Here is a 12380-nt window from a genome sequence, read left to right as displayed (position 1 = left end):
TGGAACACCACGGCCGTCACCGGGATGTTGTGGCGCACGGCGGTCATGGTCTCCATCAGGCTCATGCCCCAGGCGCCGTCACCGGCGTATGACACGGCCGGGCGATGCGGTGCGGCCACCTTGGCGCCCATGATGGTGGGGAAGGCGTAGCCGCAGTTGCCCCAGCTCATGGCGGCAAAGAAGCTGCGCGGCTTGTTGAAGCGCAGGTAGCTGTTGGCCACCGAGTTGATGTTGCCGATGTCGGTTGCCACCATCACGTCTTCCGGCATGGCCTTTTCCAGCTCGCGCAGCACCTGGCGCGGATGCAGGTAGTGGCCGCCGGTGGGCGTGCGCTCCTGCTTCTGTTCCTCGATCATGTCCAGGCTGTACGGGTCGCGCTCGTGGGTCCACTCGTCGAGTTCCTTCTCCCACGCGGCCTTCTCGGCGGCGATCTGGCCGGCGCGGTCTTCGCGCGAGGCGTCGCACGCCAGCGTGCGGCCGGCCAGGCGCTCGGTCAGGGCGACGGCGGCTGCCTTGGCATCGCCGCAGATGCCCACCGAGATCTTCTTCACCAGGCCGAGCATCTTATGGTCGGCGTCGATCTGGATGATCTTGGCGTGCTTGGGCCAGTAGTCCATGCCGTGCTGGGGCAGGGTGCCGAAGGGTCCGAGGCGCGAACCGAGGGCGATGACCACATCGGCGCGGGCGAGTAGCTTCATGGCTGCCTTGGAGCCCTGGTAGCCGAGCGGGCCGCACCACAGCGGGTGGCTGGCGGGGAAGGAGTCGTTATGCAGGTAGCTGTTGACCACCGGCGCGCCGAGCCGCTCGGCCAGTGCCTGGCATTCCTCGATGGCGTCGGCCATGACCACGCCACCGCCGGAGATGATGACGGGGAACTTGGCCTTGGCGATCAGCTCGGCGGCTTCGTTCAGGCGCTGGTCGCCGCCGGGGCCGCGGTCCAGGCGCTGGGGCAGGGGGATCTCGGCCTTGATCTGGCCGTAGAAGTAGTCGCGCGGGATGTTGAGCTGGGTCGGGCCCATCTCGGCCATGGCGCGGTCAAAGCAGCGGCCGGTGAACTCGGCCATGCGGGCCGGGTGGGTGACGTGCCCCTGGTACTTGGTGAACTCCTGGAACATCGGCAACTGCTTGGCTTCCTGGAAGCCGCCCAGGCCAATGCCCATGGTGCCGGCCTCGGGGGTGACGATGACCACCGGGCTATGTGCCCAGTAAGCGGCGGCGATGGCGGTGACGCAGTTGCTGATGCCAGGGCCGTTCTGGCCGATGACCACGCCGTGGCGGCCCGAGACGCGGGCATAGCCATCGGCCATGTGCCCTGCGCCTTGCTCGTGCACCACGGGGATCAGGCGGATGCCGGCGGGGGCGAAGATGTCCATGGCGTCCATGAAGGCCGAACCCATGATGCCGAACATGTCGGTGACGCCGTTGGCGGCGAGGGTCTCGACAAAGGCTTCCGACGGAGTCATCTCCTGCGGGCCGGTGGTGGCGGGCAGCGCGCTGGTCTTGAGGGCTTCAGGCAGGTGTTCACTCATGGTGTGTCTCCGGTCTAGTTATCAAAACGGAACTAATCGTCCCGAAAAGTGTTTGTTGAGTGAAATGTAGGTCGGCCCGCGTCGAAGGTCAATAGGTGATTTCAATAAACGAGATGATTTGTATCTAAAATTGAAACTGCTCTATCATGGCTGAAAGGGCGGCGCCCAAAGGAGACCAACGTGATGGATATCGTGACTGGCAAACCGGACAAGATGGTCGCGGTGCGCACCCTGTTTGGCATCGACTCCGGCCTGATGGTGCCGGCATTCAGCGAGCGCGACGATCACGTGCCGGAGATCGACGAGGCCTACCGCTTCAACCCGGAAGTGACGCTGGCGATTCTTGCCGGCTTTACGCGGGATCGCCGCGTAATGGTGCAGGGGCTGCACGGCACCGGCAAGTCGACCCATATCGAGCAGGTGGCGGCGCGCCTGAACTGGCCTTGCGTGCGCGTGAACCTCGACGGCCATATCAGCCGGCTGGACCTGGTCGGCAAGGACGCCATCGTGGTGCGCGACGGCCGCCAGGTCACCGAATTCCAGGAAGGGATCGTGCCGTGGGCGCTGCAGCGCCCGGTGGCGCTGATCTTTGACGAATACGATGCGGGCCGCCCCGATGTGATGTTCGTGATCCAGCGCATGCTGGAGCGCGACGGCAAGTTCACGCTGCTCGACCAGAACCGCGTGATCCATCCCCATCCGTCGTTCCGCATGTTCGCCACCACCAACACGGTGGGGCTCGGCAACCTGAACGGCCTGTACCACGGCACCCAGATGCTGAACCACGCGCAGATGGACCGCTGGAACGTGGTCGCCACGCTCAACTACCTGCCGCGCGCGGAAGAGGCCGGCATCGTGCTGGCCCGCGTGCCGGAGCTGGCCGATGACGCCGGCCGTGCGCTGATCGAGTCGATGGTGAGCGTGGCCGAGCTCACGCGCAAGGGCTTTGCCACGGGCGACCTGTCCACGCTGATGTCGCCGCGCACGGTGATCAGCTGGGCGGAGAACTGCCAGATCTTCCGCGATCCGGCGCTGGCGTTCCGGCTGAGCTTTCTCAACAAATGCGATGACGCAGAGCGCCCGATCGTGGGCGAGTACTTCCAGCGCTGCTTTGGCCGGGAGGTGGAAGCCGCGCGCAACGGTGTGCCGGAGCCGCGCTGATGACGACGGACCGGCAGGCAGCCCGCCGCGGCCAGCAGCGCGAGGCCCTGTGCGCGGCGGCGGTGCGCGCCCTCACCGGCGACGGCGCGCTGCATTACCGCGATGGCCGCCTGTGCCGCGATCTGCGGCCACTGCCGCTGCATGCGCCGCATCTGCGCACCGACCCGCAGGCGGACGATTTTGCGTCCCTGCGCGGCGCTGCCGATGGCGCGGCGTTGCGGCTTGCGCATTCCAACGCGGATCTGCACAAGCAGTTGTGCCCGGCAGATCCGGTGGAACGGCTGGTATTCGAACTGCTGGAACAACTGCGCTGCGAATCCCGGCTGCCCGCCGGCATGCCCGGCCTGGCGCAGAACCTGCGCCACCGCTTCGAGGCCTGGTCCCGCGCGTTCCATCGCAGCGGCCTGGCCGAGAGCCACCTTGGTATCCTGCTCTACACCGTGGCGCAGATCGCATGGTCGCGCCTGTCCGGCTGGCCGGTGCTGGAAGACACCGAAGACCTGATCGAAGCCACGCGCGCGGCCATCGTGCCGGCGCTCGGCGTGTCGCTGGCGGGCTTGCGCCGGCACCGTGCGGAGCAGGGCGCATTTGCCGTCCATGCCCTCGAACTGGCTCGCCTGGTGGGCGAGATGCTGCGCGCAAACCACCCGGGCGGCGCGCAAGGCGATGCCGAAGACGCGGAAGACAACGAAGCCGTGCGCGTGGCGTTCTCACTAGCGCTCGGCTTCGAGGACGATGAGGTCGAAGCCATGGCCATGGCCGCCACCGGCAACAGCCGCGTGCTGCACGCATCCGACCACGGCTACCGCGCCTACACCACGCGCTACGACCGGGAAATCGCCCCCGGCACGCTGGTGCGCAACGATCTGCTGGCGGAATATCGCGAACGCCTGGACCGGCGCATCGCCGAACAAGGCATCAACGTGGCAACGCTGGCGCGCGCGCTTACGGCATCGCTCGCCGTGCCGCAGCGCGATGGCTGGTCCTTCGGCGAGGAAGACGGCCGCATAGACGGCCGGCGCCTCGCGCAACTGGTCAGCTCGCCGGCCGAGCGCCGGCTGTTCCGGCAAGAGCGGCACCGGCTGCAGGCGGATTGCGCGGTGAGCTTCCTGATCGATTGCTCGGGCTCGATGAAAGCGCATATCGAGCCGGTCGCCATGATGGTCGACATCCTCACCCGCGCGCTCGACCAGGCCGGCGTGGCCAGCGAGGTGCTGGGCTTCACCACCGGCGCGTGGAATGGCGGCCGCGCCCGGCTCGACTGGCTGGCCCGGGGCCGCCCCGCGCATCCCGGCCGGCTCAATGAAACCTGCCACATGGTGTTCAAGGACGCCGCCACAAGCTGGCGGCGGGCCCGTGCCAGCATCGCCGCGCTGTTCAAGGCCGACCTGTTCCGCGAAGGCGTGGACGGCGAGGCGGTCGACTGGGCCTGCGCGCGGTTGCTGGCCCGCGCCGAGGCCCGCCGGATCCTGATCGTGATCTCGGACGGCAGCCCGATGGACAGCGCCACGGGGCAAGCCAACGATGCGTTTTACCTGGACAACCACCTGAAGGAAGTGGTGGCGCGGCATGAAACGCTGCGCGACGTGGAGGTGCTGGGGCTTGGCGTGGGGCTGGACCTGAGTCCGTATTACCGCCGCAACCTGGCGCTGGACTTGTCTGTGCCGATGGACATGCCGGTGTTCGGGGAGATTGTGGGGTGGATTGGGTGGAGGCGGTGATTGGCCTCCCCGCAGCCGAGCCGCCGCGGCTTGGCTCCCCTTAGCCGAGCCAACCCTTGATGGTTGCCGCCATGACGTTGGTCGAAATGCCGTAGCGATCATGCAGCGTAGGCAATGCCCCGGCGTCGAGGAACGCATCCGGAAGGCCAATCTGCCGGAATGGCGCGCTAACGCCCGCGCGCATCAGCGCGGCCGCCACGCCTTCGCCAAGGCCACCGATCACCGTGTGGTTCTCGGCAACAACGATGAGCCGGCCAGAGCGTCTTGCCTCGCGCACGATGGTTTCGGTGTCTAGGGGCTTGACCGTCGGCACGTGCAGCACGGCCGTGCCGATGCGATCCGCCTCCAGCGCCTTGGCCACTTCGAGCGTGCGCATCGTCATGATGCCCGACGAAATCACCAGCACCTCCGCGCCGTCGCGCAGCAGCTTTGCCTTGCCTAGCTCAAAGCGATAGTCATATTCATCGAGCACCACGGGAACGTTGCCGCGCAGCAGCCGCGCGTAGACAGGGCCGCGATGCGCCGCGATGGCCGGCACCATTTGCTCGATGTCCAGCGCGTCGCACGGATCGATGACGGTCATGTTTGGCATCGCGCGCATCAACGCCAGGTCCTCGGCAGCCTGATGGCTTGGCCCGTAGCCTGTCGTCAGGCCGGGCAGCGCGCAGACGATCTTCACGTCCAGGTTGTCTTCGGCGATGGCCTGGTGCATGAAGTCATAGGCGCGGCGCGTGGCAAACACCGCGTACGTGGTGACAAAGGGTTGTGCCCCCTCGTGCGCAAGGCCGGCGGCGGCGCCCATCAGCAACTGCTCGGCCATGCCCATCTGGTAGTAGCGCTCGGGGAACGCCTTCGCAAAGAGATGCAGGTCGGTGTACTTGCCGAGGTCCGCCGTCATGCCGATGACGTCGGGCTTGTTGCGGGCCAGTTCCACGAGCGCGTGTCCGAACGGGGCAGGGCGCGTCGCCTGGCCCTCTGCGGCTATCGATGCGATCATGGCTGACGTCTTCAGACGCGGCTTGTTCAAGGTTGCGTTGCTCATGCTTGCCTCCCGGCTTCCAGTGCCTCCAGCGCGAGCTGCCACTCGTGGGCGTCGACGCGGATAAAGTGGTTCTTCTCGCGTTGTTCCAGGAAAGGAACGCCGCAGCCCATGCGCGTATCGCAGACAATCATGCGGGGCTGCGCGCCCGGATGCGACCGCGCCGCGTCGAATGCCGCCGCAACCGCCGCGATATCGTTGCCATCGACGCGCTGCGTGAACCAGCCGAACGCCTCCAGCTTTTCCACCAGCGGCTCGAACGCCATGATCTGCGTCGATGGCCCGTCGGCCTGCTGGTTGTTGACGTCGACAATGGCGATGAGGTTGTCCAGCTTCCAGTGGCTCGCCGACATGATCCCTTCCCAGATCGCGCCTTCATCCAGTTCGCCATCGGAGAACAGCGTATAGACAAAGGCATCGGAGCCCTTGCGCTTGAGGCCAAGGCAGCGGCCAACGGCAATCGTCAGGCCTTGTCCCAGGGATCCGCCAGACATCTCCATGCCTGGCGTATAACTTGCCATGCCTGACATCGGCAGGCGGCTATCGTCGCTGCCATACGTCGCCAGTTCGTCCGCTGGCAGGATGCCTGCTTCGAACAAGGCGGCGTACAGGGCAATGGCGTAGTGCCCGTTGGACAGGAGGAAGCGATCGCGCCCCTCCCACTCCGGATCTTCCGGCCGGTAGCGCATGGCACCGAAGTACGCGACGGCAAGGACGTCTGCAATGTCGAGTGCTTGCCCGATATAGCCCTGGCCCTGCACTTCACCCATCAACAGGGCATTCCTGCGGATGCGATAGGCGCGCTCTGGCAATGGCACGGGCGCGTCGGATGATGATGCATTCATGTTCGTCTCCTGCGTGTATCTGTATCTGTTGGTCAAGGGGAAGTTTCAACGGTTGACGGTCCTTGCCGGGACAAGGAAGACCAGCGACGCGCCAAGAACGATGGCAACCGAGATGAAGATCAGGCCGGCCGTGGATTTGCCGGTCAGGTCATTGAGCCAGCCTACGATGGCCGGGGAAAAGAAGCCGGCCAGGTTGGCAAAGCAATTGACCGCGGCGATCCCGGCAGCTGCCGACATGCCGCCCAGTAGCGCGGTGGGCAATGCCCAGAACTGCGATGATGAAGTCAGGATGCCGGCTGCGGCGATGCTCAGGCAGACGATCGAAGCCGCGACGCTGCCAAGCAGGGGAAGCGTCGCAAAGGCAGCTGCCGCCACCAGCATCGGGATCGCCAGGTGCAGGCGCCGCTCGCGGTGGCGGTCGGCGCTCATGCCGACCAACGGCAGCGCGATGATCGCGCACAGGTACGGCAAGGCGGTGAGGATGCCAACCCACAGCGGATCCGCGACACCGGCCTTCCTGACGATGGTGGGCAGCCAGAACGTCAAGCCATACTGGCCGAGCACGACGCAGAAGTAGATGGCCGCCATCAGCCAGAGCCGGCGATCGGCGATGAACGCGCGCGTCGACACGTGCATGACCTTCTGCGCGTTGTCGCCGGCAACGTTCCGCGCAAGCAGTGCCTTTTCTGCCTGGGTGAGCCACTTGGCGCTCTGGATGCCGTTGTCAAGGTAGAGCAGGATGGCTACGCCGAGAAAGAGCGAGGGCAGTGCTTCCAGCATGAACAACCACTTCCACCCGGCCAGGTCCAGCACACCGTGGAACGCATGCATGATGTAGCCGGAGAGCGGGCCGCCCACGATGCCGGCCAGCGGTATGGCCATGAAGAACATCGATAACGCCTTGGCCCGCCGTTCCGAAGGGAACCAATAGGTCATGTAAAGAATGACCCCAGGCGCAAATCCGGCCTCCGCCACGCCTAGCAGGAAACGCAACACGTAAAAGGAGGTGGGGGTGCTGACAAACGCAAAGCTCGCCGAGATCACAGCCCACGTCAGCATGATGCGCGCGAGCCAGTTGCGCGCGCCCACCTTATGCAGAATCATGTTGCTCGGGACTTCGAAGATGAAATACCCAAGAAAGAAGATGCCGGCGCCCAGGCCATAGATCGTTTCGCTGAAGCGCAGGTCGTTAAGCATCTGCAGCTTGGCGAACCCCACGTTGACCCGGTCCAGGTAGGCGCCGAGATAGCAGAGCATGAGGAACGGTATCAGGCGCCGTACCACTTTTGCGTAGGTCTTCGATTCGAAGGTGGCGGCATCCGCGTGCGCCACCACATCGCCCGCGACGGGCGAAGCGTACTTGGTCTTCATGGTGTCTCCTGCCATGCGCCCCGGTTTTGCCCGGGTGCGCTGAATGTTCGGCCCGATGTTCCGCCCGTTGAAGGCGGCAGCCGATGGACGATCAGTGAATCAGCATCCCGCCATTGACGTCGAGCGTGATGCCCGTCAGGTAACCGGACAGGTCGCTGATCAGGAAGAGGCAAGCGTTGGCCACGTCGGCGGCGTCGCCCAGGCGGCCCAGCGGAATCCCCTTGATGATGTCGGCGCGCATTTCCACCGTGAGCTTGTCGCCGGTGATGTCGGTCTGGATCAGGCCCGGCGTGATGGAGTTGACGCGAATGTTGTCGCCACCGAATTCGCGGGCCATGGCACGCGCCAGGCCAAGCACGCCCGCCTTCGCCGCGCTGTAGTGCGGACCACCGAAGATGCCGCCGCCACGTTGCGCCGACACCGACGACATGCAAACGATGCTGCCGCGCTTTTGCTCCTTCATTTGCGGGAGGACGGCCTGTGACATGTAGAGGGTGCCGCGCAGGTTCACATCGACGACGGCATCGAAGTTGGCGGGCTGGATGTCCAGCGTCCGTACCGGTTGGGTAATGCCGGCGTTGTTGACCAGGCCATCGATCCGGCCGTATTTTTCCAGGGTAGCCTGTGCCGCACGCTGGCAGGCCTCCCGGTCTGTCACATCGCATGCGATGCCGAGATGGCCTTCGCCAAGTTCCAGCGCTGCCCGTTCGGCGTCTGCCTGCTGCAGGTCCAGCACCACCACCTTGGCGCCTTGCGCGGCAAGGGCGCTTGCCGTTGCCCTGCCGATGCCGCGCGGGGATGCGGCGCCGGTTACGATCACGACTTTGTTCTCGAGCATCATGTCTGTCTCCTGACTGTTGAAATGATGGCTTGAGTGTCGTGCCTGGCGAGGTGCGGATCAACGCAGTCCGCCTCAGCTATTGCTGAGAAATTTTCAGATGAGGGATTCGATTCCGGGAGGCGAGGCTATGGTGCGATGCACAATAAAGGCAGCCCAAAAGGCAATCCATAAGGCAATCCCTAGGCCACAAACATGCCGCAGGTCTACTTCAATTCGCGGTCGATCCAGTCGAGAAACCGCTGTACGCGGGGCAGATCCGCATTCTGCGATGGGCAGACAATGTGGTGTCCGCCTACCTCGACCGCATAGGTCTGGTCAAAGACCGGCACCAGCGTGCCCTTGCTGATATGGACGGACGCCAGCAGCATGCTTTCCAGTGCAACGCCAATGCCCAAGGCCGCGGTCTCCAGCGACATGTACGAGCGGTCAAAGGAAAAGTCGAATGCCTGGTGCTCGGCGCAGACGCCGAACCTGGCGAACCACTGCTGCCACTGGACAAGCGGCGTCTCGGAGAAAACCAGGCGCTGGCCCAGCAGGTCAGCGGGCGTGCGGATAGGGTGCCTGGCAAGGTACTCGGGAGAGGCCAGCGGCGCGATGAACTCGTTGCGCAGTGTCTTGACCTGGAGGTCGCGCCAGTGCGCATAGCCGTAGCGGATATCGACGTCGTAGTAGCCGCTGGTGAAGGAGACATCCTCGTAGGAGCAGGCGATATTCAGCTGGATGTCGCCATTGTCGGCCTGGAACGATTTCAGCCGCGGCAGCAGCCACATCAGGCCGAAGCTCGGGCTCGAATGCACCCTGAGTATCTCGACCTCAGCCTGGCTCGATGCGCGCTCGGTGGCGCGGTTCAGTTCCGCAAGCGATCCCGTCACGTCGCGCAGGTATTGCTCGCCGACTGGCGTGAGAACCAGGCCCCGCCCCTGCCGGACGAAGAGCGGCTGGCCAATGATGGTCTCGAGGTTGGCAATCTGATGGCTCACCGCTGAGGCGGTCAGGCCCAGTTCCTCGGACGCCCGGCTTACGCTTTTCGTTCTCGCGACGCTCTCGAACGCGATGATCGACTTCAGCGGCGGAATGCGCATGTCTGGCTCTCTGGTAACGCCGATAGGACGATTGGACGACTGGATGATCAAAGGCATGTCGTCGCCGCCAGCCTCGGCCGGCCGGGTGATCGGCATGCGCCCGAGGCCTGGCAGGGCGCGCCAGGCGCGCTGGACTACAGCGCTGCCTTGGCGGGTTCCGCGATGATCATATCGTATGGGGCAGCCGTTGGCCCGAGGGCGCGTTGTGGCCTGCCTGCATGCGGGCCGCGGAATCAATCGAAAATCCGTCCCGGATTCAGCGTATTGCCGGGGTCCGGTACCTGCTTGAGGTAAACGCAAAAACGGCTTAGAGACCAAAAATCTCTAAGCCGTTGGTTTGCTACTCGTATCAGGTGGTGCGGCTGGCAGGATTCGAACCCACGACCCCTTGGTTCGTAGCCAAGTACTCTATCCAACTGAGCTACAGCCGCACGCGAGGGCAGGACTATATCGCACCTGGCGAAAAATACAAGGGGGTTTGCAGATAAAAGTGGGCACTACCCCAAAGTGGCGAGCTAAGTTACCAGCTCAATCAGCCCCGGCAGCATCAGGTATCCCCCAATCACCACCAGCACCCCAAATGCAATCCGCCGCGTTGCCACCGCCGACAGCGGTGGCGGATACCGCCGGGCCGCAATCGTGGTCAACGCCACAACCGGCACGGCAAGCGCGGCCTGCACCCAGATATCGGCACTCAGTTGTCCCTGCCACGCACTGAACAATGTGCGCGTGACCGAGGTCGCCGTGAACACGAGAATCAGCGCGCAGCGGATCTCCACCAGCGAGAGCGGCTGGCGATAGAACTGAAAAACCAGCGGCGGCCCGGACACGCCGAACATGCCGCTAAGCAACCCGCCAAAAATGCCGCTCACAAAGAAGCTGCGATCACCGGAGCGCCGCAGCAGTGGGGCAGGGCGCAGCGCCGCGCTAAGGCCGCCGTACAGCACCACCGCGCCCAGCAGCATTTGCAGGACGCCGGCGGCGGCGCTGCTCAGGTAGTCGAGGATCAGCACGCCAACCACCACCGAGGGCAGAATGCCGAGCGTGGCCGCGCCCACAGCGCGCCAGTCGATGTGATGCAGCTTGCCGGGCAGCGCCACGGCGCTGTTGGCGAGTGTCACCAGGCTCACCAGCGTGGCGACGGTGGCCACCGGCGCGAGGTCCAGCCCGCTGGTCGCGCCCATCACGATCATGCCCAGGCCAAAGCCGGTCACCGTCTGGAAGTAGCTTGCCGCGCCCATCAGCGCGAGCAGCGGCAGCAGGTGGCTTGCGGTCATGGCTGGCACGCGGCCATCGGGGCTTGCGTCTGGCCCTGCGCGGCGGCCTGTGCCTGCACCGCGGTGACGGCGATCACATAGAACACATCGTCGGCGCTGCAGCCGCGCGACAGATCGTTGGCCGGTTTCTGCAGCCCTTGCAGCAAGGGCCCGATGGCCTTGGCGCCGCCCACGCGCTCGGCCAGCTTGTAGCCGATATTGCCGGCTTCCAGGCTGGGAAAGACCAGTACATTGGCGCGGCCTTCCACCTTGGAGTGCTCGATCTTCTTCCTGGCAATCTCGGCAACGATGGCGGCATCGAGCTGCACGTCGCCATCGATGGCCAGTGCCGGGCGCTGCGCCTGCACCAGGCGCGTGGCTTCCACCACTTTGTCGACCGCGGCATGCCGGGCGCTGCCGCTGGTGGAGAACGACAGCATGGCTACGCGCGGCGCATCCATCAGCAGGTTTTGCGCGCTGTCGGCCGCAGCCATCGCGATCTCGGCCAGCGCAAAGGCGTCGGGGTCCACCACCAGCCCGCAATCGGAAAAAATCAAGCCGCCCTTCAAGGCATGGAACGGCTCGCACAGCATCATCAGGAAGAAGCTCGATACCAGTTTGAACGCCGGGTGAATGCCGATGACCTGGATGGCGGTGCGCACCACGTCGGCGGTGGTGTGCACGGCGCCGGCCACCGAGCCGTCCGCGTGGCCCAGGCGCACCATCAGGTTGGCGAAGCACAGGGGCTTGAGCACCTCGTGCCTGGCGTCTTCCAGCGTCATGCCCTTTTTGGCGCGCAGGGCGAACAGCTTTTGCGCGAGGGACGGTGTGAGCGCGGAGGTGGCGGGGTCGATCAGGTCCATGCCGGCAAGGTCGATGGCCTCGCTGGCGGCCGCCTGGCGGACGCGCGCGGCATCACCCACCAGCACGATGCGCGCTATGCCCTCGCGGGTCGCGCGTTGCGCGGCCTGCAGGATGCGCGGGTCTTCGGCCTCGCACAGCACGATGCGCCGGGGTTGCGCGCGGGCGCGCTCGATGATGCGGTTGATCGCTTTCATGGTGGGGTTCGCTCAGAATGAAGATGGCCGGAAGCAGCGGACGCCGCTTCCGGCCAAACGCCCGCTGACTCACTGGCTCAAACGTAGTCCTTGTACTTGTCGAGCATGCGCACGGGCTTGGCCAGCGCATCGCGGCGGAACGGGTCGCCGAGCTCACGGGTGCACATGATCTCGATGATGGTGGTCTTGCCGTGGTTCATCTGCAGGTCGATGGCGCGCTTGAGTGCCGGGCCCACGTCCTCCAGCTTGTCCACCACGATGCCTTCGGCACCCATGGCGCGGGCGATCTCGGCAAAGCTCTGGTTGTCCAGCTCGCCCGCCACGAAGCGGCGGTTATAGAAGTCCACCTGGTTCTTCTTCTCCGCGCCCCACTGGCGGTTATGGAACACCACGGCCGTCACCGGGATGTTGTGGCGCACGGCGGTCATGGTCTCCATCAGGCTCATGCCCCAGGCGCCGTCACCGGCGTATGACACG

General features: G+C 65.1%; 11 protein-coding genes and 1 tRNA gene. 2 read left to right on the top strand and 10 right to left on the bottom strand.

Annotation, left to right across the window (positions count from 1 at the left end; all coding sequences use genetic code 11):
* A partial coding sequence (gene xsc, locus ACYP5B_RS15145) for a sulfoacetaldehyde acetyltransferase (protein WP_459570255.1) occupies window positions 1-1529 on the bottom strand: 1529 nt, incomplete at its 3' end.
* 183 nt (window positions 1530-1712) lie between these two features.
* On the opposite strand from xsc, the gene ACYP5B_RS15140 reads away from it, so the two are divergent.
* Together ACYP5B_RS15140 and ACYP5B_RS15135 are read left to right on the top strand one after the other, a co-directional pair.
* Window positions 1713-2690 (top strand): AAA family ATPase, encoded by a 978-nt coding sequence (locus ACYP5B_RS15140; protein ID WP_400102817.1) that lies wholly within the window; start codon window positions 1713-1715, stop codon window positions 2688-2690.
* A complete protein-coding gene (locus ACYP5B_RS15135; RefSeq protein WP_459570254.1) occupies window positions 2690-4411 on the top strand; it encodes a cobaltochelatase CobT-related protein in 1722 nt (573 codons plus the stop codon). The genes ACYP5B_RS15140 and ACYP5B_RS15135 overlap by 1 nt, the downstream gene beginning before the upstream one ends.
* 40 nt (window positions 4412-4451) lie before the next feature.
* Here ACYP5B_RS15135 and ACYP5B_RS15130 read toward each other — a convergent pair whose 3' ends face one another.
* The 9 genes from ACYP5B_RS15130 to ACYP5B_RS15090 all read right to left on the bottom strand — a co-directional run.
* Window positions 4452-5453 carry a transketolase family protein gene (locus tag ACYP5B_RS15130; protein WP_459570253.1) on the bottom strand — a complete coding sequence of 334 codons (1002 nt, stop codon included), beginning with the start codon at window positions 5451-5453 and terminating at the stop codon, window positions 4452-4454.
* The gene (locus ACYP5B_RS15125; protein ID WP_459570252.1) at window positions 5450-6295 is read right to left on the bottom strand and encodes a transketolase; all 846 of its coding nucleotides are present in this window, start codon (window positions 6293-6295) and stop codon (window positions 5450-5452) included. Before ACYP5B_RS15125 ends, ACYP5B_RS15130 begins: the two co-directional genes overlap by 4 nt.
* A 45-nt stretch (window positions 6296-6340) precedes the next feature.
* Window positions 6341-7666, bottom strand: a complete 1326-nt coding sequence (locus ACYP5B_RS15120) for an MFS transporter (RefSeq protein ID WP_459570251.1) — start codon at window positions 7664-7666, stop codon at window positions 6341-6343.
* Window positions 7667-7757: 91 nt separating this feature from the next.
* The gene (locus tag ACYP5B_RS15115) at window positions 7758-8507 is read right to left on the bottom strand and encodes an SDR family NAD(P)-dependent oxidoreductase (RefSeq protein ID WP_400102812.1); all 750 of its coding nucleotides are present in this window, start codon (window positions 8505-8507) and stop codon (window positions 7758-7760) included.
* Between the two features lie 203 nt (window positions 8508-8710).
* A complete protein-coding gene (locus tag ACYP5B_RS15110; protein ID WP_400102819.1) occupies window positions 8711-9589 on the bottom strand; it encodes a LysR substrate-binding domain-containing protein in 879 nt (292 codons plus the stop codon).
* A 354-nt stretch (window positions 9590-9943) separates the two neighbouring features.
* Window positions 9944-10020, bottom strand: a tRNA-Arg gene (locus tag ACYP5B_RS15105).
* An 84-nt stretch (window positions 10021-10104) separates the two neighbouring features.
* Complete coding sequence (locus ACYP5B_RS15100; RefSeq protein WP_459570250.1) at window positions 10105-10866, bottom strand: TSUP family transporter; 762 nt, start codon at window positions 10864-10866, stop codon at window positions 10105-10107.
* The gene (gene pta, locus ACYP5B_RS15095) at window positions 10863-11903 is read right to left on the bottom strand and encodes a phosphate acetyltransferase (protein WP_459570249.1); all 1041 of its coding nucleotides are present in this window, start codon (window positions 11901-11903) and stop codon (window positions 10863-10865) included. The genes ACYP5B_RS15100 and pta overlap by 4 nt, the downstream gene beginning before the upstream one ends.
* A gap of 77 nt (window positions 11904-11980) precedes the next feature.
* On the bottom strand, window positions 11981-12380 hold a 400-nt coding region (locus tag ACYP5B_RS15090), incomplete at its 5' end, for a thiamine pyrophosphate-dependent enzyme (protein ID WP_459570248.1).

This window comes from Cupriavidus sp. 8B (assembly GCF_054589115.1).
Note: the sequence above shows the minus strand (reverse complement) of the source record. Positions and strands in the feature narration are given on the sequence as shown.

Coding starts and splice junctions, on each gene's coding strand:
- ACYP5B_RS15140 (WP_400102817.1), top strand. CDS start 1,713: ATGGATATCGTGACTGGCAAACCGGACAAGATGGTCGCGGTGCGCACC.
- ACYP5B_RS15135 (WP_459570254.1), top strand. CDS start 2,690: ATGACGACGGACCGGCAGGCAGCCCGCCGCGGCCAGCAGCGCGAGGCC.
- ACYP5B_RS15130 (WP_459570253.1), bottom strand. CDS start 5,453: ATGAGCAACGCAACCTTGAACAAGCCGCGTCTGAAGACGTCAGCCATG.
- ACYP5B_RS15125 (WP_459570252.1), bottom strand. CDS start 6,295: ATGAATGCATCATCATCCGACGCGCCCGTGCCATTGCCAGAGCGCGCC.
- ACYP5B_RS15120 (WP_459570251.1), bottom strand. CDS start 7,666: ATGAAGACCAAGTACGCTTCGCCCGTCGCGGGCGATGTGGTGGCGCAC.
- ACYP5B_RS15115 (WP_400102812.1), bottom strand. CDS start 8,507: ATGATGCTCGAGAACAAAGTCGTGATCGTAACCGGCGCCGCATCCCCG.
- ACYP5B_RS15110 (WP_400102819.1), bottom strand. CDS start 9,589: ATGCGCATTCCGCCGCTGAAGTCGATCATCGCGTTCGAGAGCGTCGCG.
- ACYP5B_RS15100 (WP_459570250.1), bottom strand. CDS start 10,866: ATGACCGCAAGCCACCTGCTGCCGCTGCTCGCGCTGATGGGCGCGGCA.
- pta (WP_459570249.1), bottom strand. CDS start 11,903: ATGAAAGCGATCAACCGCATCATCGAGCGCGCCCGCGCGCAACCCCGG.